This is a genomic window from Geminisphaera colitermitum TAV2 (assembly GCF_000171235.2).
GTDB classification, from domain to species: Bacteria; Verrucomicrobiota; Verrucomicrobiia; order Opitutales; family Opitutaceae; genus Geminisphaera; species Geminisphaera colitermitum.
Window position 1 is genome coordinate 55,227 of sequence record NZ_ABEA03000176.1, and the last position, 18,162, is coordinate 73,388.

Annotated in this window: 16 protein-coding genes, 10 tRNA genes and 1 pseudogene; 4 read left to right on the plus strand and 23 right to left on the minus strand. The window is 57.7% G+C overall.

Annotated elements, in window-relative coordinates; all coding sequences use genetic code 11:
- Positions 1-8: 8 nt before the first annotated feature.
- Together OBACDRAFT_RS27020 and OBACDRAFT_RS20225 are read left to right on the plus strand one after the other, a co-directional pair.
- A pseudogene (locus tag OBACDRAFT_RS27020) lies at positions 9-772 on the plus strand (IS5 family transposase).
- Between the two features lie 302 nt (positions 773-1,074).
- Positions 1,075-2,325 carry a ThiF family adenylyltransferase gene (locus tag OBACDRAFT_RS20225; protein WP_052362304.1) on the plus strand — a complete coding sequence of 417 codons (1,251 nt, stop codon included), beginning with the start codon at positions 1,075-1,077 and terminating at the stop codon, positions 2,323-2,325.
- Positions 2,326-2,679: 354 nt separating this feature from the next.
- On the opposite strand, the gene OBACDRAFT_RS20230 is transcribed toward OBACDRAFT_RS20225, so the two are convergent.
- The 6 genes from OBACDRAFT_RS20230 to OBACDRAFT_RS20255 all read right to left on the minus strand — a co-directional run bounded on the left by OBACDRAFT_RS20230 (position 2,680) and on the right by OBACDRAFT_RS20255 (position 9,716).
- Positions 2,680-4,011, minus strand: coding sequence for an IS5-like element ISOpb2 family transposase (locus OBACDRAFT_RS20230; protein ID WP_043588721.1), 1,332 nt, complete (start codon positions 4,009-4,011; stop codon positions 2,680-2,682).
- A 170-nt stretch (positions 4,012-4,181) separates the two neighbouring features.
- Positions 4,182-6,053, minus strand: a complete 1,872-nt coding sequence (locus OBACDRAFT_RS20235; protein ID WP_043588722.1) for a DUF2357 domain-containing protein — start codon at positions 6,051-6,053, stop codon at positions 4,182-4,184.
- Positions 6,050-7,783 carry an McrB family protein gene (locus OBACDRAFT_RS20240; protein ID WP_157837221.1) on the minus strand — a complete coding sequence of 578 codons (1,734 nt, stop codon included), beginning with the start codon at positions 7,781-7,783 and terminating at the stop codon, positions 6,050-6,052. Before OBACDRAFT_RS20240 ends, OBACDRAFT_RS20235 begins: the two co-directional genes overlap by 4 nt.
- Before the next feature lie 4 nt (positions 7,784-7,787).
- Positions 7,788-9,095 carry a DNA adenine methylase gene (locus tag OBACDRAFT_RS20245; protein WP_198529956.1) on the minus strand — a complete coding sequence of 436 codons (1,308 nt, stop codon included), beginning with the start codon at positions 9,093-9,095 and terminating at the stop codon, positions 7,788-7,790.
- Positions 9,092-9,397 carry a hypothetical protein gene (locus OBACDRAFT_RS20250; protein WP_043588725.1) on the minus strand — a complete coding sequence of 102 codons (306 nt, stop codon included), beginning with the start codon at positions 9,395-9,397 and terminating at the stop codon, positions 9,092-9,094. The genes OBACDRAFT_RS20245 and OBACDRAFT_RS20250 overlap by 4 nt, the downstream gene beginning before the upstream one ends.
- Before the next feature lie 55 nt (positions 9,398-9,452).
- Positions 9,453-9,716 carry a hypothetical protein gene (locus OBACDRAFT_RS20255; RefSeq protein WP_157837222.1) on the minus strand — a complete coding sequence of 88 codons (264 nt, stop codon included), beginning with the start codon at positions 9,714-9,716 and terminating at the stop codon, positions 9,453-9,455.
- A 333-nt stretch (positions 9,717-10,049) separates the two neighbouring features.
- Between OBACDRAFT_RS20255 and OBACDRAFT_RS31135 the strand changes: the two genes are divergently transcribed.
- A protein-coding gene (locus OBACDRAFT_RS31135; RefSeq protein ID WP_112787792.1) for an IS630 family transposase occupies positions 10,050-11,179 on the plus strand; the annotation gives its coding sequence in 2 pieces (ribosomal slippage) (positions 10,050-10,476 and positions 10,476-11,179; 1,131 coding nt in all).
- A gap of 183 nt (positions 11,180-11,362) precedes the next feature.
- The gene (locus OBACDRAFT_RS20270) at positions 11,363-11,692 is read left to right on the plus strand and encodes a hypothetical protein (RefSeq protein WP_043588731.1); all 330 of its coding nucleotides are present in this window, start codon (positions 11,363-11,365) and stop codon (positions 11,690-11,692) included.
- 73 nt (positions 11,693-11,765) lie between these two features.
- Here OBACDRAFT_RS20270 and OBACDRAFT_RS20275 read toward each other — a convergent pair whose 3' ends face one another.
- The 17 genes from OBACDRAFT_RS20275 to OBACDRAFT_RS20340 form a co-directional block, all read right to left on the minus strand.
- Complete coding sequence (locus tag OBACDRAFT_RS20275; protein WP_043588733.1) at positions 11,766-13,298, minus strand: RtcB family protein; 1,533 nt, start codon at positions 13,296-13,298, stop codon at positions 11,766-11,768.
- 234 nt (positions 13,299-13,532) lie between these two features.
- Positions 13,533-14,021 carry a hypothetical protein gene (locus OBACDRAFT_RS20280; protein WP_043588734.1) on the minus strand — a complete coding sequence of 163 codons (489 nt, stop codon included), beginning with the start codon at positions 14,019-14,021 and terminating at the stop codon, positions 13,533-13,535.
- A 102-nt stretch (positions 14,022-14,123) separates the two neighbouring features.
- Entirely contained in the window at positions 14,124-14,315 is a 192-nt protein-coding gene (locus OBACDRAFT_RS20285) for a hypothetical protein (protein ID WP_043588735.1), read from the minus strand.
- A gap of 15 nt (positions 14,316-14,330) precedes the next feature.
- The gene (locus tag OBACDRAFT_RS20290) at positions 14,331-14,774 is read right to left on the minus strand and encodes a hypothetical protein (RefSeq protein ID WP_043588736.1); all 444 of its coding nucleotides are present in this window, start codon (positions 14,772-14,774) and stop codon (positions 14,331-14,333) included.
- Positions 14,716-15,495 carry a sigma-70 domain-containing protein gene (locus OBACDRAFT_RS25865; protein WP_198529957.1) on the minus strand — a complete coding sequence of 260 codons (780 nt, stop codon included), beginning with the start codon at positions 15,493-15,495 and terminating at the stop codon, positions 14,716-14,718. The genes OBACDRAFT_RS20290 and OBACDRAFT_RS25865 overlap by 59 nt, the downstream gene beginning before the upstream one ends.
- Positions 15,496-15,564: 69 nt before the next feature.
- Complete coding sequence (locus OBACDRAFT_RS30195) at positions 15,565-15,966, minus strand: HNH endonuclease (RefSeq protein WP_232767457.1); 402 nt, start codon at positions 15,964-15,966, stop codon at positions 15,565-15,567.
- Between the two features lie 21 nt (positions 15,967-15,987).
- Positions 15,988-16,197, minus strand: coding sequence for a hypothetical protein (locus tag OBACDRAFT_RS30200; protein WP_232767459.1), 210 nt, complete (start codon positions 16,195-16,197; stop codon positions 15,988-15,990).
- 265 nt (positions 16,198-16,462) lie between these two features.
- Positions 16,463-16,536, minus strand: a tRNA-Gln gene (locus OBACDRAFT_RS20305).
- A 94-nt stretch (positions 16,537-16,630) separates the two neighbouring features.
- Positions 16,631-16,704 (minus strand) — tRNA-Ile (locus tag OBACDRAFT_RS20310).
- A 188-nt stretch (positions 16,705-16,892) separates the two neighbouring features.
- Positions 16,893-16,968: transfer RNA gene (locus tag OBACDRAFT_RS20315), tRNA-Arg, on the minus strand.
- Positions 16,969-17,132: 164 nt separating this feature from the next.
- A tRNA-Thr gene (locus tag OBACDRAFT_RS28640) sits at positions 17,133-17,208 on the minus strand.
- 99 nt (positions 17,209-17,307) lie between these two features.
- Positions 17,308-17,384 (minus strand) — tRNA-Glu (locus tag OBACDRAFT_RS20320).
- Positions 17,385-17,389: 5 nt separating this feature from the next.
- Positions 17,390-17,474: transfer RNA gene (locus OBACDRAFT_RS20325), tRNA-Leu, on the minus strand.
- Between the two features lie 6 nt (positions 17,475-17,480).
- Positions 17,481-17,569: transfer RNA gene (locus OBACDRAFT_RS28645), tRNA-Leu, on the minus strand.
- Positions 17,570-17,571: 2 nt separating this feature from the next.
- Positions 17,572-17,660, minus strand: a tRNA-Leu gene (locus OBACDRAFT_RS20330).
- Between the two features lie 4 nt (positions 17,661-17,664).
- Positions 17,665-17,750 (minus strand) — tRNA-Leu (locus OBACDRAFT_RS20335).
- An 84-nt stretch (positions 17,751-17,834) separates the two neighbouring features.
- Positions 17,835-17,921, minus strand: a tRNA-Tyr gene (locus OBACDRAFT_RS20340).
- Positions 17,922-18,162: the final 241 nt, after the last annotated feature.

The following is an 18,162-nucleotide window of genomic DNA, read 5'->3' on the forward strand; positions in this document are numbered from 1 at the left end:
ATGTCAGCATGGCGAAAGATCAACACCGTCACGACATTTCGGACCGAGTTTGGAGCGTTCTGGAGCCGCTGCTACCTGGAAGGAAAGGAGCGTGGGGAGGGGTGGCGGAGGACAACCGCAAGTTCCTCAACGCGGTTCTGTGGATTTTACGCACTGGTGCGCCTTGGAGGGATCTTCCAGAGGATTACGGAGGGTGGGGCAACACGCACAGGCGTTTTTGTCGCTGGAGAGACAAGGGGCATTGGGAGCGCCTGTTGTCGGAACTGATGAACGAGCCCGATTTTGAGTGGCTCATGATTGATGCCAGTCATGTCAAAATCCATCCGCATGCAGCGGGAGCCAGAGGTGGAAACGAGGCGATCGGTCTGACAAAAGGGGGCGAAACACCAAACTACATTTGGCCGTGGATGCGCATGGTATGCCGGTGCGAGTCATTGTTACAGCGGGTTCCACGGCTGATTGCACACAGGCTGGCAGGTTGATTGAAGGCATTGCCGCAGACCATCTGATCGCCGACAAGGGATATGACACCAACGCCATCATCGAAATGGCGCAGGCCGCAGGCATCTGCCCGCAGATTCCTCCAAAGACCAATCGCATAGAACAACGCGAATATGACCCTTATCTTTATCGGATCAGGCATCTGGTAGAAAATGCATTCCTACGACTCAAGCAATGGCGCGGCATCGCAACCCGATACGCAAAACGAGCCTCCTCTTTCCTCGCTGCCGTCCAATTCAGGTGTGCCATCCTCTGGGCTTCAATCTCGTGACTACATGCTCTAGTCCGTGAAATTGACCTCGGTCCCAAATACTCGCCGCAAAATGTGTGGGTAGGATTTCAGATCGTCTTCCAGTATCCGTTTGCGGACGTGTATCCGCATTATTTCCCGGCCGAACTTCGCAGGACAGACGGAAACGGTTTGGGCGAAGGGTTTCACGCCAACAACACCTTCACACGGCCCTCGGGCAGCGAGACTGCCATGATGGTATCCCGCCGTTCCAACAAGCGCGATCCGGCGACGGAGACCGCAGCCATTAAATTAGCCAAAGTCATTGATTGGATCCGTTCCCGATGAAAACTCACGAGTTTCGTATTTCGCAGGTAATGTTTGATGAGCTTAGCGCTCATCTCTTCCCCGGTGACCATGATGAACATGGCGCCGTAATCGCTGCCGGCATCTGCCGCAGCAAACGAGGAACCCGTTTTCTTGCCCGTAAGTTATTTCTTGCACGCGAGGGGATTGACTATGTCCCAAGTAAATATGGTTATCGCGCGCTTAGCGCAGAATTCGTGGCCCGCGTTTCGGGTTACTGCTCGCAGCACAAATTGGCTTACTTCGCCATTCACTGTCACGGTGGCCGTGACGAAGTGGCCTTTTCTAGTGTGGATTTGGAGTCCCACAAACGTAGCTACCCCGCACTCCTTGATATTACCGAGGGAGTTCCGGTCGGAGCACTGGTATTTGCGACCAATGCAGTCGCTGGAGAAATCTGGACGCCAGACGGAATCGAGCGGTTAACCAGCATGGTTATTGTTGGGATGAACCATCGCCGACTTTACCCGCAGTTACCCCGCGTTCCCGAGGTGCTAAGTGAAATATATCATCGGCAGTCGTTGCTTTTTGGAGCCCGAGGACAAGCGATTCTAAAAGGCACCAAGGTCGGAGTGATCGGCATGGGCGGTGTTGGCTCCCTCGTGAGTGAGTGGTTGGCACGTCTCGGTGTTGGGGAGATAGTCGCCATCGACTACGACAAGTTGGAGCCAAGCAACCAATCCAGAGTCATGGGAGCCCGCTGGTGGGATGCGCCGGAATTTTTGCTGAATTCACGCCTTCCGCTTTTGAGAAAACTCGGCACAAAACTCTCGACCTATAAAGTCAGTATCGGCGAGCGTGTAGCGCGAGCCGCGAATCCACGCGTCAAATACCAAGCGATTATTGGCAGCATCGTCACCGAGGAAGTCGCGCTTCAATTGAAGGATGCGGATTACATCTTTCTGTGCGCAGACTCGATGCAGAGTCGGCTGGTTTTTAATGCATTGGTGCATCAGTTCTTGGTTCCTGGGGTGCAGATCGGTTCGAAGGTTTCCGTTGATCGAGACACCGGCGACATTACTGACATTTTCTGTGTTACGCGCCCGGTGCTACCTCAAGCGGGAGGAGGGTGCCTGTGGTGCAATCAACTGATCTCTTCCAGCAAACTCCAGGAAGAGGTCATGTCCGTCCGATCAATTGAAGCGTCAGCAGTATGTCACGGACCCCGTGGTGAGCGCACCAAGCGTCGTGACGCTCAATGCCGTTGGCTCTGCCCAGGTCGTAAATGAATTTTTTTTATCGATGGTGGGGCTTCACGACGATGATGGCACCACCATCGGAGGCCGACTGGCTTCGCCAAGAGCTCGCAAATGGGTGAAAGTGGCAAACTCACATGAGCCAAATTGATTACATTGCGGAGAAAAAGTGGGGGCGACCTTGGGCAAGGGTGACTTGGTTATGCTTCCCTGCACGAAATAGTCGGTAATCTGCCGACGCGTCGTAGGCGGAACCAGCTCAGGTCTATACTCCTTTCCAATTTATTTGCTCCTGCTTCCAAAAGAACCAGATCGCTTCTCCTCCAACCCTCACCACCTCTTCCCGGGACTAAACAGTGACATAGTCGGTGCTGAGGAAGGGCGGTATTAAGCGAGTTTGAAGCATGGCGAGGTGCGCAAGGCGGGAAAAAGCGCGAGCAGAAGGCGGGAAAAAAAGGCCAAAAGAAAAGCCAGGAGCTTTCCGAAGTTCATCGCGGCGGCGCTGAGGATGGCATTGACCTTGTCTCCGATCAATCCGCGTAACTTGTTGCGCTCCATACGACGTTCATTCTTGAGATGTCCGATTGCCGGCTCAATGGCGGCACGGCGTTTCATCCAGCGCCAGACTCGTTTGGGGATTTTCCCTCGCCTGCGTTTGTCCACGATCACCTCCACCGGCCCCTCATAATTGTGCCCTCGATAACCCATGTCCACGTGCGCCGTTTTCGACCCCTGTTTTTCAATATAGAGCCGTTTTACCTGCTCCATTTGCGCTTCAAGCGTGTGCCCATCATACGGATTGTCTGGCATACATAACGCTCCCAACAGCCAACCTCCCTTGCTCGTCGATGCCACACTTACCTTCTGTCCAAATTCATATTTCTTTCCCGATTTCCCTTTCGATATGCATTCCACCTTTGGCTCATGCACACTATACACTTTGTTTTTGTCTGCTGTCTTTTGTTTGTAAATTTGCTTGCTCGTCTCCAGCAACCCTTGCAATGCCGCCACAGGCTTTTGTCTCTCTATCTCTCGTATCACACGGCCCAGATTCGTCCTCAGTTTCCTGACACATGCCTTCGCTCTCTTCATCTTTCGGCTATGCATATAGCGCCCGGCCATCATCAATAATCCCCTCCCTACCCGTTCATAACTCTGCTTCACTTTCAGCCCGGCTTTCCGCGCTTCCTTCACCAGCCTCTCCCTCGCCCGATCATACGATCTCGCATCGGTCGGATAATAACGTATCTCCTCGGTTTGCACCGTCGTGTCAACGTTGATATGCACCACCTGCACCGGCTTTAACCCCTTCATCCTCACCGCGCTCTCTATCGTCTGCTTGAGCATCTGTTCGGCTCCACTCTCCCCCAATCTCTTCCTCCACCTCGTCATGCTCGACGAGTCTATCGGCTTCTCATGCTCAAAATACTGCCTCCCCGATAAATATTGCCAATATGGATTCTCCACCCAATGCTCCAGCACCTCTTCGTCGCTCAGATCATATTGATACTTCAAATAGTGTAACGACACCATCAACCTTGTCCCCAACCCGGGCTGCCCCAACCTCTCATGATACGTCGGCCCCAAATGCTTGTCAAACTCGGCCCAGTTTATATTCCCGGCCAGCTTCACCATCGGATGGTTCATGTTCACCAACATTATTAACTCCATCTTGAACATTTCCCTCTGTCTCTCGTGCTTGTTTTCCTTTGGCTTCATCTTTTTCCCAGATTTTCTTTATAAATTGCCCTTTTCTGGGAAAATCTCACTCCAGTCTCAAGCGTTAAATTGCTCCTTGATAGGAAATTAAATGGTTCTTCAGCACCGACTACTTAGTTTCCTTAACCCATACCTCTAACGATAGTTCAGGCTTGCATTGAATCGAGGTTTCAAAACCTAAATCCTTCTTCTTCCGAATAGCTCGATGCTGTGACGACGGTCTCTAAAAGCTGGGCCATGTAGGCTACTAATTGTGATAGATCTGTCGAACCATCATCACTAGGGATCAATCCGAACGCTCCGACACCGGGCCCGGGATTTGAATCCCGGTATTGAGAGTCTATGTGACGGACAAAAATTTCTGGCTGTGCTTGTCCCGGATATAGAATGAAACTGCCGCGTGTGCCCAAGAGTGCATCACGGTAACCATGCATCGTGTGGAGATCTTCACCCTTATATGCATGGGTTTCTTTGTCGTTAGCATCCAAGGCAGCTCTCCATTTGGTGATATCCAATCTATATTTTGCATCGAAATGTACCCAGTGAGTCATCTCTTTACACCGAATTTCAATACTGAAATCAGGATGGAATAACGTGGAGTAAGATTCTGTCCAGTTTTTGCTTGAGGAGTCGATACGCCAAAAATTACGGTTGTAATAGAGGTTCACGACAACCGGCACTTCTGAATATGTGCATGGATACTTTACCGCCGAACCGGTTCCTTTTTTAAGATCCACCCGGTAGTCCTTTTCCGTGATGATATGGCTCAATGTTGGACGACCTTCACTCTTGCAGGTAGCTTCGATAGCTTTGCGAAGTTGGAAGTAGCACCACAACTCGTATAAATCGTGGACCGGCTTTAGGTCTCCCGATGTTGGGTCGTATTCCCCCACTGTCGTATTGAGGAGCAGACCGAAATCGAACACCAAGATGTTGCGGACGAAGTCCCGATATCCATGTCTCCGTTGCAATGTCATGGAGTTGGGCAAGGAGTCTGTGTAACCGACATTCTCCCAGAGGGGATTTTGCAAGATCTCCTCCAGTTCTCTCGACCACCGGGCGAGCGCAACATGTGTTGCTGCATATTTCTCAGGGATTCTGAGGTCGAGACTCGCGATGCGAGCGTGAAGCAAGCGAAGCGATGTCTTTACGAATCGATTTTCGATGGTGTCGTAAGTCCTCTCGATTGTATGGGCCGGCATCAGCTCCGGGGTGAATCCGCGAAAGACAGCGGCCAGAGGCCCATCTGGCTGCCATTGGCAATCTGCTGGATTAGCCGCCATCTCGACGAGATCCGGATCCGTCACAAAGGCGAGGGGATTGGTTTTACGGTGGTTCCTATACTTGAAATGCGGTTGGGACAGGATCGCGGCCATCGACTGAGGAAGGCAGGATTCCCGGAAAAGGCGCCGCAGATGGAATATCTGCATTTGGTCCGATGCTGCCTGATCCAAGTTTTCCCGCAGGACAACCTCGGTCGCCCCATCCATATTCAAAATGATCTCCGCATGGATGTCTGCCAGCTGCTCAAGCAATTTTTGGAACTCGGTTTCATACCCGATCTTGGTAGAGACAACATCCACCAAGAGCTCGATGCCCAACCCATCGACAAATGATAACTCCGCCTTGCCCGCATAACCACGAAAATTGATTCTCCCCGTCAGGCGATATCGTCCGCCGGGGAGGACGGTGCATGCGTCTTCCCCATTAAATGAAAGTGAATTCGCAAGTTTATCCGCCCTGAATGGATAAACCGGATTGGTCGCCCTCTCGCGAGCAATCGCCTCCTCACTCGAGCGAAGCGTCGCGGTGAAATCATACTCGGTGTTCTCCCGGAGCCGTACGGGTTCGAACAGGCCGATTTCCGTATCTTCGATCGCAAGCGGCGGTATGGCTTCCCCCTCAACGCCTGCATCGCGGACTGCGATCCCTGCGATGCCGGGAATGGGAAAGGGGGGGGCAGCCGCTCGCGAACCGCTGTTTGGTGCCAACGTTAACTCGCTGGCTCCTGTCCGTAGGGAGATTTTGGCGACGGGGATCACGCAAAATAGTTGGTGAATCCCAAACTTTTCAACGTGCCAAGCATCGTATCGATCTTCGTCGTCGAAAGCAGCAATTTGTTAGCCGCCGAATACTTCGAGAGCTCGTCAAGAACAGCTAGGATTTGCGAACGATTGCCGTGCAATTTCGGAAGCACTTTTTGCATGCTCAGCCGGTCGAGGATCGCCTCATCTTCGGCAAATTTTCCCGGATGCTTCCCTATGGTGGCCAGCTTCCTACTCGCGGCAATGTAGCGGTGGCATTCGGTGGTCACGCGGGGACCGAATCGATAGCGGCCAAGGAGCGCGTAAATAGCGTCGAGTTTCTCATCAAAGCTCCTGTCGGGCTCGTTCGTCCTGCCCTTCAGAAGGAATTGGGCGAGTTCCTTGGCATCAATCGCGGAGCGGTCTTCTTCCGGCAAGGCGAAGGATGTCCCCGTCTCCGACGGCTTGATCGCCGGGCACTCCAAGACAAATGCGCGATCCAGCACTTTCGGTGAGAACATGTGGGTCGTCTCGTCTACATTGACTGTGCCGATGATGAAGACGTTGCGCGTCAGGAACAGTCCCCTCTGATCCAGCGCCGACTTGGCGTAGGTCGTCACGACTGGGTCGCTCATGCTCGCTGCGTGCAGGAGCTCCAACTCGTATTCTCCCAGCAGCGATTCCGGCGCACTCCCTGCCGTTTCCATGACAGACAGGAACCGAGAAAAATACATTTCCACGTGAGAGAGATTCATTTCATCCAAGATTACGAAGAACGGGATGGATGCATAATCAGGATAGTTAGCCTTGAGAAGCAACTGAATGAGCGGGGTAGAACTGTAGGTCTCGCCGCTTTTCCCGAACGGATTTTTATAGCCCAAGAGATGTCGTCCGTCCATCCAGCCGGCTTCAACGGGGATAAAGACATGATTGAACGAGTCCGGCACGCCATCGGGTTTCAGGTTAGATGCGAGCTGTCGGGCGGTCATGGTTTTTCCCGTCCCAGTCGGTCCAGATATGATGACAAACGGCTTTGCGGCCAAGGCGGTAATCAGGGTGGTGCTCACCGTGGCAGTCCGTGGTGATAACACGGCTACTGGTGGTTTCTCGTATTCGACAGTAAGGCCTTCTAGCCAGTCATGAAACTGCTTCGGCGAGATCGCCAACGTGTCATGAAATCCATAGAATGCGCATTGTTCGTAAAAATCGCGCAGGAATATATATCCTTCCGCGGGCTCTTTCCATTCGGTTTTTTCCAGTTTGAGTTTGAGAAGTCTTTTGGCGAGCGGACCAATTTGGAGCTCTCGAAAAAGCGGGGCCAAATTATAAGGAACCTCCGTTGCTCCGTTTTTTACAGTACACAGTCCCATGGATCCCATGGAATAAACAAGATTGGTGAAGACTTTCTCACCGTAATCCTCGCGCCTGAGAACTCCCTGCATCTCTGCGGTTCGCGATCTTGCCAAGCCCGTGATCAACGTATGGTGGCTGAAAATGATCGAGATGAAGGTGAGCGCTCGAATAGCTTGGGGACCCATTGCCCGGACCTCATTCCAGAGCTCGGGCAGCCTGTTGCTTGCATCTGCCGATAGCATGTTAGCCACTTGGGAATCGGCAAGGCGCACATCCTCAATCTGCCCCCCTAAATTCGAAAGAACTTGATCTGCAGGAACGGCTTCCAGCACCTTGGCCACTTTGAAATAGCCGTTTTTGGTCAAAGAGACAATGAGATTTTCTAGTCCGGGCATGGCGTTATTTTTTTCTGGCCGTAATCAGGCACTCCTTAACGTTGCGTTGCCGATCATTCCGACGACCCATTGTCATGTGAATATGATCGAAGTCAACCACTTCAATCTTGTAAGATTTTCCCAAGATGTTGCTTGCGATGGACTCAAGCTCGCTCAATCCTATCATCCCAGTATTGCTGTAGCTGAGGACCAGATTCGAGCCTGAACTCTGAATTCCCCGAAACATGTCAGCAAAGGCGCCGCGCACCTGCGTTTGGATGCAGAAAGGGGATTGGTGACGGTATTCGCGATATCGACCCTTCACGAATTTCCCCTTTTCCCGTTGAATGGGTGGAAAGTCATAAAGAACCAAGGTTTCCAGCGCGTGGTAAAACCGGCTGTAGTGGACGAAACAGTAAGGCGGATCAGCGTAAACGGTAGCAGGCGGGATGCTGGCCAGGCATTCTTTGTAGTCCAACACGGAAATGGCATGTGGATGGTCCGGTGCTCGCGTGGGTAGGGCAGCAAAGGCAACCGAGTATTTTTTTAGGAAATAATCTCGCAAGCTGCGTGCGCGATAGACCGCGATGTCTAACATGGAGGATTGAGAAGTGGCGTTGCGGAATTGAGCGTAATGCCCCGTCCCTTGGCTGACGTATGCCATCGCGTGCATGAGCGAGGTGAGAATGACAGGGTAAAAAGGCTGCTGCCGATGTTGCTCTGCAACCTCTCGTAAGGCGTCAATCCACAGGCATTGCTCTGCGGACCACCAGGTGCCCGCGTAATATTTTGTAAAAAGATGGTAGTGATAGCCGAACGTAGCATCCACGAGTTGCCGGTTGCGGTCCTCGCAGGCATTGAAGTCTGAGATTGTCCGGGTGTGCCGGGTTGAATCCAAATCTTCAGGGAGGTACCCGATTCGCTCGTTCACGAGAGCCTCGGCGGCTGATACAATCTCCTCGGGCGAGCCTCCCGTGCTGTTTTCCCGATGTGCGGTAAGGTAGGCGGCGGCTAGGATGCCGGAATATGCCTGGATATCATTGGAGATGACCGGCACTGCATGTCCAATGGCACCCGATAGACTGCAGGAACCCGCAAAAAGATCGCAGATGGGACGTCCCGGCTTGTGCATCGCGGCGATTCCCTGAACCACAAGGGGTAATAGCTTCGACTTGGAACCCATGTACTTAACATACTGTGGATAGTCACGGATCGTCAGGTTAAATGGATCCTTCTTTTTGCGCTCAGCGCGCTGGTTGGTTACGGCTTTGGGCCCGACATGCATACATTGCGTCATCGAAACAACTGAAAGTAAAACAAGGGGGGAAATCAACGTTCCCGGAAAAGATCGTGTCTGTCAGAGAGCGAGGACACCGAATTCAGCGTGGAGTCTATTCTCACCGGCTTCCCGGACCTGACGCGTACGCTCGCGTGAGACACCGAGTTCGACGGGCGGATCTCGTCGGGCGTGGCGTCTTCCGGGTAGTAGCGGCGAAGCGCCAGTGCTTGGTTGGGCGTCAGGCGCTCGAACGCCGCGTCGAGGCTGTCGCGGACGTCGTCGAGTTCGACGACTTCGGCGGGCGAGGGCAGTGCGCAAGTTCTCGTCCGACCGGAAGCTGACCAGTTCGCCCGCATCGATGCCTGAAAAGCGGGAGGGGGGCATGAAATAGAATGGGTGGGTCGGCGCGAGCTATACGGCCAGCGACCGGAGTAGCGAGGCTTTCTTGGTGCCCGGATTGCCGCTGAGAATCGAGGGGCCGTAACGACGGTCGTTCAGTTTTTCGATCCAGCCATCGATCCAGTCGGTGATGGTGTCTCTGCAGTAGAGATGCGTGTCGTGGCGTGGGACGATCTGTGTTCCCGCTGGCGGGAACGCGGCCGATTTCCAGCGAACCATAGTTGAATTGAGCAGACCGATGCATGGGCCGGCAGTACCTGCGTCGTGCTGGCGCATGGCGAGAAAGCGCCACCGCATCCGGACGAGAAGCGCACAGGTCTCCGCCATACGGGGAGAAAAAATACGCGGGCGATAACGCGGGAGCGGATCGAGGTCGTTGTTGCGGAGCCGGATGAGTTGGACGAATGCGTCCTGTTCCGGCCAGAAGCCGGCCAGCGAGAGGGAGCTTGGGGTCGCGAATTACCCTCGTTATCTCCGTTGTCGGACGCGAAGAAGCTGAGCCAGAGGCGTCCGGAACCGATGTGCGCGGCGATGCGAGCGGCATCCTAGTATCTTGTAACACAATATATTTCGTATTGATCTCGGAGTCAGAAAGCAATTATGTCCGGCATGGTCAACCGATACAAAGTCACGCTTACGCAGGCGGAGAGGGATCAGCTAACCGAGCTTGCCCGCAGTGGTAAATCCACGGCGGCAAAGTTCATCTACGCCCGGGCGTTGCTGCTATGCGACGAAGGGAAGCGTGATGATCCCTGGAAGGTTGGGGACGTGGCCGCTGCCCTGGGTGTGAGCACGCGTACCATCGAGCACCTCAAGCAGCGCTTCGTCGAAGAAGGATTGTCGGCGGCGCTCGTACGCAAGCCGCAGCGCAAGCCCAGGGCGGCGGCTTTTGATGGTGAGTTCGACGCCCGTCTGACTGCCTTGGCCTGTTCGCAGGCTCCGAGCGGATACCAACGGTGGACCGTCAGGCTTCTGGCCGATAAATTGGTCGAGCTAAAGATTGCCGATTCGGTTTCCGCGATGACCGTGCACCGGTCGCTAAAAAAAACGAACTGCAGCCTCACCTGAGCAAGTATTGGAAGATTCCGCCGGACAACAATGCGGCCTTCGCCGCCGCGATGGAGGATGTCCTGGAGGTGTATCGCCTGCCGCACGATCCACGCTTTCCGGTCGTTTGCATGGACGAATCAAGCAAGCAGATGGTCGGCGAGGTAAAGCCGCCGATCCCCGCCGCACCCGGGCACGCGCAGATCATTGATCACGAGTATGTGCGCAACGGCGTCGCCAGGCTTTTGGTGGAAGTTGAACCGTTGACCGGCCGCCGCCACGTCGAGGTGAGCGAACGTCGCACGCAGCAAGACTGGGCGCGCTTCATCAAGGGCATGCTCGACGAACGATACCCCAAGGCGGCCAAGGTGCGTCTGGTTGTGGATAACCTCAACATCCACAGCATTGCCTCGCTCTACGAAACGTTCCCGCCTGCCGAGGCTCGTCGCCTCGCCGAAAAACTCGAAATTCACTACACCCCCATCCATGGCAGCTGGCTGAACATCGCCGAGATCGAACTAAGCGCCTTGAGTCGTCAGTGTCTGGATCGCCGCATCCCCGACATCACTGCCATGCGCCGCGAAGTCGCCGCCTGGCAACAGCACCGCAACCAGCGCGGCGCCCCCATCAACTGGCGTTTCACCACCGAGGACGCTCGCATCAAACTCATTCGTCTTTATCCGAAACTTTAACTGTTACAGGATGCTAGGCATCCTCGACATCGCAGAGTTCCTCGTAAGCGGAGGCCGGCAATGGTTTGGTTGATTTCAGGAGGGATTCTGAGTTCATGGGCTTGGAGGAGGAAGCGCGCGCGCCGCTCATCTGCCCGATCAGTCGGCGGCCGGATAGTTTCGTGGAGCACGCCTCCCTCCGCATTGCGCACGGACTTTTTCCCGGAGTTGATCAACCTTCATGGCATCCTCGGGTCCAAACACGATGTCATTGGGACGTTCCTCGATATAAAGGAATCCCGCCTCACCGGTTTTGCGCGGAAACATCCTCAAGCGAAGATAGGTCATCAAATCATCAAGTGCTTCGTTACAGAGGTGAAATTGATAGCGGACTCCGTCACGGTCGCTTCCGTATCCGCACCAGATTTCGACATGGGTCGGAGTCGAGTCACCGAGGGCGCGGTTGGAAAAATCGCAGGAGAGTTCCGCTTTTTCAAAAACATGCCTTTCCGGGCGCAGGAAGGTGTTTCATAAGCTGGGGAATGATTGGATAATGGCAATTAGGGCGACGGTGGCGCACGGCCCGCCGTGCCCGGGATCGTTTTGATCAAAGCTGGGACTCCGCCTGACCTTCGCGGCGCTCGCTCTTGTGGACGGCGCGCTTTTCGCGGCAGGCACGCTGCCAGTGCGGCTCGGGAGCTTCGCCGGCCATGATGCAGCCTTGCGGCTGGATTTCGCCGACCACAGTCGCGAGGCCGAAGCGGGCGATCTGGGCCTTCACTTTGGTCGCGTCTTTGTAGCCGAGCGGGGACTCGGAGAGGTCGGGCGTGCCGTTGAACCAGCGCACGTCGATGCCCTGTGTCACCGCGGAGAGGACTTCCTTCACGCGGGCCGGATCGATCTCGCCATCGGCATCCTTGTAGGGACGCAGCATGGCGGTGCGCGAGAGGTTGCGGCCGGCGCCGTGCGGGCAAAATGACAGGTAGTCGGCGTTGTCCGCGCCGAGCACGAGGAGGATTTCGCGGGCCATGTTGAGCGGGATCAGGCCGAGCAGCAGCCGGCCTTGGCCGTCGCGCCAGGCGGGCGTGGCGCCCTTGCCGTGCAGGAACACGTCACCGCGCTTCCACACGAAGTTATGCTCGTTGCCGATCTGCACGAGGGCGCGCTGGCCGGTGCGACTCAGGAAAGCGTCATGGATCACGGCGTGGTTGGCGCGAGTCCAGCGGGAGATGTATTGCAGCGCTTCCCAGTAGGCCACGCCTTCACGCGAATCGGCGGGCAACCAGACGGCGGCGTCCGGGATGCCCTTGGCGTTCTCGTTGCACCAGGCACGGGCGGCTTTCTGGCCGCGCTTGTAGAGGTCCGCGCCGATACCGCGCGAACCGTGATGGGTCACGAGGACGTTGAACTTGCCTTCACGACGCACGATCCACTCGGCCAGTTCGACGTAGCCGGCGGATTCGAGCACGGTGCGCTGTGTATCTGTGAACTGGATATGGCCGATATAGGCAAAGTGGTTGCCGTCGCCTTGCGTGCCGAGGAAATCTTGGGCGCGGCTGCGCAGGCCGGAGAGGAACGGGTTGTCCCACACCGGCTCGTCGAGCACGGCCGCCGTGAACTGCTGGCCGCGAGGACGACCGCCTACGCCGAAATGCGTCACGTTTTGCAGGTGGTTCATGAGTTCTTCGACTGGATGGTTGTCGGCGAAGAAGGTGGCGAACATCGAGCAGCAGATATCGGCCGAGTGAGCGCCCGGGATGATGGCGTTTTCCACGGCGATGGCACCTCCGACCGGAATGGTCGCGGTGCCGCCGCCGGACGGACAAGTATCGGGCATGAGCACGCCGCGCTGGATCACGGGCATATGCAGGAGTTCCTTCATGCGCTGGCGGGCGGAGGCGACGTTGGCGATTTCCTCGTCGGTCTCGGCTTCGACAGCCTCGGCGAGTGACGCACTGGAGGCACGTGGCAGGATCAGCGGAGGCTGTTTCGGAAACTCCTGTTCGAGCTGGGCGAAGATGAGTGCGCGGTCGAGGCTGGTGGCGTCGAGTTCGCGGGCGCGGCGGAGGGCGGAGCCGAGGCGGTGGCCTTCAAGCCAGCCGGCGGCGAGCAGGTCGCGGGCTTTGATTTCCATGGTCATGATAAAAGAGAGTGGATCGGGACACCAGCCTGAGGCGATGACGGACAGAAACAGGCGGCAAAGGTTTGAGCCTTCAGGTGTGAGGTTTGCTTTTTGAGACGTTGAACGATAACGGTTAACAATCAGGTCGGTATCGTTTGGACAAACGGCTCATGGAGCCGTTCGAAGGCACCCGAGGATGCCGATAATACCTGTGTCGGCCAGCCGTCACTCAAGCCGGGCCCGAAAGTAAAGTTAAACGGCGAGAGGGATGCGCGTGGCCACATTAAATTCGTCGATCTCGTCCTGAAGACGTTCGATTTCGGCTTGGTAGGCCACGGTCAGGCGGTCCACCTCGTCGCGTGTGATCGTGGCGACGTAAACCGTGCGGGTGGCCTCGTCGCGGCTCAGGAAGCCGACGTGCTCGACCTCCTCGCCCTCCTTGGTGTTGAGCGCCTTGATGAAGACCAGCAGGCCGCGAAGCTCGGCCTGGAGGTTGAGCTTGCCGTAGATGCCGTGGTCGAGACCCGTCACGCCGGCATTGGCGGCGGCGAGGGCACCCTTGAAGGCGGCCAGTTCGCGGGAACGGATCACGCTTTCATCGAACGCGGCGCGCACGTCGGCGCGGGCAGGCTGGGTTTCCTTGCGGGAATTTTCGCGCTGCACGATTTCGCGCAGACGGGCGACTTCACCGGCGAGGCGGTTCTTGTGCTTCAGAGCGTGGGACAGGGTGATGGTTTTCATGTTCGTTTGGTTTGGTTGAGTTGGAGAATAGAGATTTCGAAAGGATCGAGGTAGAGGAGAGGGCACAGCATACCTGACTATTTGATCAGGTCTTGTCGGGCCTCACTCATGGAGATCATGTAAAGCCAGTTCATCCCGGACGGGCGCGATTCGTGGATTGTCAAAACGCCACCAATTCCTGCGGCCGTGGAGACGATTGAGACGCTCCCGGCCGCGCATGTGCTCCATGTGTGCATCGATCTCGGCCAGGCGGCGTCGCACTTCGGGAAGTTCGACGCGCTGGTGCGTGATCATTCGTGGCTGAACGTCCTATTCCAACCACCACGGATTGCGGATGGTGAAACCGATATACAGCCGGCGATGGCGAAACCACCGGCGCGGCAGGGTTTCGTCCTCCCAATGCCCGTAGGAGAAGAGATTCCGATGGCTCGCCGGCCAGCCGAGGCGGTTCCATTCGAGCGGCGGAAGGATGCGAGGACGCAGGTTATACGGACGGCCGTCGGGCTGGATGAAATCACGGGAACGAGACCAGATCCGGCGGTTGATGACCGCGAGGACGGTGCGGAACACCGCAACGTCAGCGCGACGGCGGATGTCGTCGCGAAGCACGTAGGTCTTGGTCCAGCCGCGCTGGTAAGGCTCGGCCAGTGGAACCACCGGCGCGTCGTGGAGCGCTTGGTGGAGCTGATCGTATTCACGTTCGAGGCGGAGGAGTGTCTTGTCCCGGGCGGTGTGTTTGTCGAGAAAACGCATGGTGAAAGGCAGCCGGGAGGATCAGTCCCGGCTGCGGTTGACGAAGGATTGCCAGAGGGCGAGGACGACGAAGTCGGTGCGGAGCTTCTTTTCGCCGGCTTCGCGGACCTGACGCGCACGCTCGCGCGAGACGCCGAGTTCGGCGGCGATCTCGTCGAGCGTGGCATCCTCCAGGTAGGTAGCGACGAAGCGCCAGCGCTTGGTTGGGCGGCAGGCGGTCGAGCGCGATACCGAGGCTGGCACGGACGTCGTCGAGTTCGACGACTTCGGCAGGCGAAGGCAGTTGCGTGTCCGGGATCGAGTCCCACTCGATTTCGGTGGCGTCAGCGGCCTGCGCGGCTGCGTCGATTGCCGAGGAGACTTCGGCCATTGTAAGCTGGGTAGCCGAGGCGATTTCGCTCAGGGTCGGAGCGCGGCCGAGGCGGTTGGCCAGCTCGGTGCGTACGCGAGCGATGACGCCGACGCGGTCGCGTTGGCGGCGGCTCAGCGGGTCGAGGCGGCGGAGTTCGTCGAGCATGGCGCCGCGCACGCGCACGTAGCAGTAGGCGCGCACGTCGTCTGGCTCGCCCTGGCGTTGCCCGAGGGCGGCGATGAGCGCGAGTTTGCCGACAGACGCGAGGTCGTCGCGCGTGACGTTGACCGGCAGACGCCGGGTGAGGGTGGCGAGCGCCGTTTCGACGATGTCGAGGCACTCGGCGAGCGCCATGGGAAGGGAGGACACGCAGGTCATGGGTGGGCGGCAGCCCGCAGAGGGAGGAAGGAAATGCGCCTCCTCACCTGCGGGCTGCCGTCAGGGCGTGAGGAAGTGTCGCCAGTCCGGGTGTCGGGCTTCGCGGATCGCCATGGAGGCCGGCAGCGGTGCGGGGGCCTTGGGCCTGCGCAGCAACCGGAGTCCGGCTTCGTGCGGGAGTCGGTTGGCCTTGAGGGAGTTGATCTCCCGCTTGGCCCACACGAGGTTCTCGAAGGTGTCGCGTCCGCCGCGGTCGCGGGGGACGACGTGATCGAGGTTGCCGCCGTGCTTGCCGACGCGTTCGCCGGTGTATTGGCAGACGCCGCCGTCGCGTTCGAAGATGGCCTCGCGCGTGAGCCGCGGAATGCGGATCGGCATTTTCGCGAACTGGGTCGCGACGATGACGGTGGGCACTCGGATGCGGAGCTTCGGCGTGCTGATCGCGAAATCGAAATCGCGCACCGGCAGTTCGATCCACTCGCTCTAGGGAAGCGGGTTGAGGAAGAGCGGGCGGTCGAAGTTCCATGAGCCGTCGTCGAGTTTCGGATACGCGATGTCGAGGCCGAGCGCGGGCGGCAGGTCGGCGTTTCCGCCATTGAGGGCCACGAGGGCCTGCTTGACGGTGCGATGGCCGATAACCTGCCAGACGCGGTTGAGCGACAGGACGATGGGCTTGTCGAGGATGTCAGACATGGGAAGGTGTGATGATGGTGAAAAACGAGGGCTCCTCGCGGGGCACGGTTCGGCCAACAACGGTGTGTGTTCTTTTTTGCGATGGAGCGCGCCAGCGCGGAGATGGCGTAGCCGCGAACTCGCGGAGCGAGTGAGTAGTGAGCAGCGCGGGCGCCCGTGAGCACGGGAGGCGCTGCGAACAAGGTGGATCTCCGCGCCGGGCTTGCGCCGGCCTTTGCGGTTTACGAGACCGCTGCATCGCTGCCTATGCTTGCGGAGAGTGAAGTGGCTGCCGGGGCACGAGTCGCACGTGCATCTACGGATTCAGAGACCGTCGTCCTGCTGCTAGACGACCCGGCAATGGCGGAGGGTTGAGGTCCCGCCCCTCAGCGACAGAGTGTCGCCGCACGCGTTAGCACCGCGGCTTCCGACTTTCGGAATTAACCCTCCAAGATGGTCCCCCCACCTGGAGTCGCACCAAGGTCTGCCGATTATCAGTCGGCTGCTCTGCTATTAAGCTATGGGTGGAAAAATTGGCGGACGGAGCGCGCAGCGCGGAGATGGCGAAGCCCCGAACAAACGTGAGGGGTGAGCCGTGCGGGTGCCTGCGAAGCGGGCGGCACGGCGAACAAAGCGGAGGTCTTGCGCCCCAATCGGGTTGGCCGATCCATCTGTTTTCGAGACAGCGTCCGCGCCTCGGCGGATTCACTCTCCAATGGTCCCCGCGGCAGGAGTTGCACCTGCGTCGGTCCGCTTAGAAGGCGGAGGCCTGAGCTGCTCGGCCACGCGGAGATAGCTGGACCTCGCGGCGGGACTCCCACCCGCAACGTCGCGTTCGAAGCGCGGCATGATATGTTTTTCACCACGCGAGGAAAATGGTCCTCCTGCCAGGACTTGCACCTGGACCTCGACCTTCGCACGGCCGTGTGATGGCTTTTTCACCACAGGAAGAAAACTGGAGCCCGCCGCCGGAGTCGCACCGGCCTCGTCCGGCTTACAAGGCCGGCACGTCGCTGCCTACGTCTGACGGGCACTGGTCGCCGCGCCGGGTAACGCTCCCGGTCCTGGCGCTCATCTAGCGCGATTCCGGGTATAAACCGGACGGTTCACTTTAAACTACACGGCGAAAATTGGTCGCCTCGACGGGATTTGCACCCGTGTTGTCCGCTTGAGAGGCGGGTCTCCTGAACTCGCTAGAGGACGAGGCGAAAAATGGTCGGCGGGACAGGACTCGCACCTGCACGGGCTCGCGCCCACGAGTTTCTGAGACTCGCGTGTATGCATTCCACCACCCACCGAAAAACTGGTGCGGCCGGGGCGACTTGCACGCCCACGCGCCCGGGGGCGCGGCGGTTTTTAGAACCGCCCGGTCTTCTATTCCACACACGGCCGCTTTGGTCGCGGCGGCCGGAGTTGCACCGGCACGGGCGTTGAGCCCAGCGGAGTTTGAGTCCGCCGTGTCTGCTGATTCCAACCACGCCGCGAAACTGGTGCGGACGGAGGGAGTCGCACCCTCATGAGCTTGCGCTCACCGGCATCTCGGGCCGGCGCGTATGCTGTTCCGCCACGTCCGCGGAGAAAATGGATCCGGCACGGAGACTTGCGCTCCGCTCTTCCCGATACCAACGGGATGCGTCGCTTCCTACGCTTTGCCGGTATGGTCGAGACGGAAGGACTTGCACCTCCGCAGTCCGTGAGGACCGCGCGTTTACAGCGCGCTGCAATTGCTGCTCTGCCACGTCTCGAAAAATTGGGGGCTCGGGCGGGATTCGCACCCGCACGGACACGGCGTACGAAACCGTCGCACTGCTGTTGTGCTACCGAGCTGAGATGGTGGGTCGTCCCGGCGAAGCGGAGCGGCCAACGAGCAGGTTGGGGGCAAGGCCCCGAGCGCAAAGCGCGAGTCAAATGCTCCGGGTTCTGCCGGTCAAGAGCCGGTTGCTTCACGGTTAAAGCTTACGACCCGTGAAAATGGTGGAGCCGCGG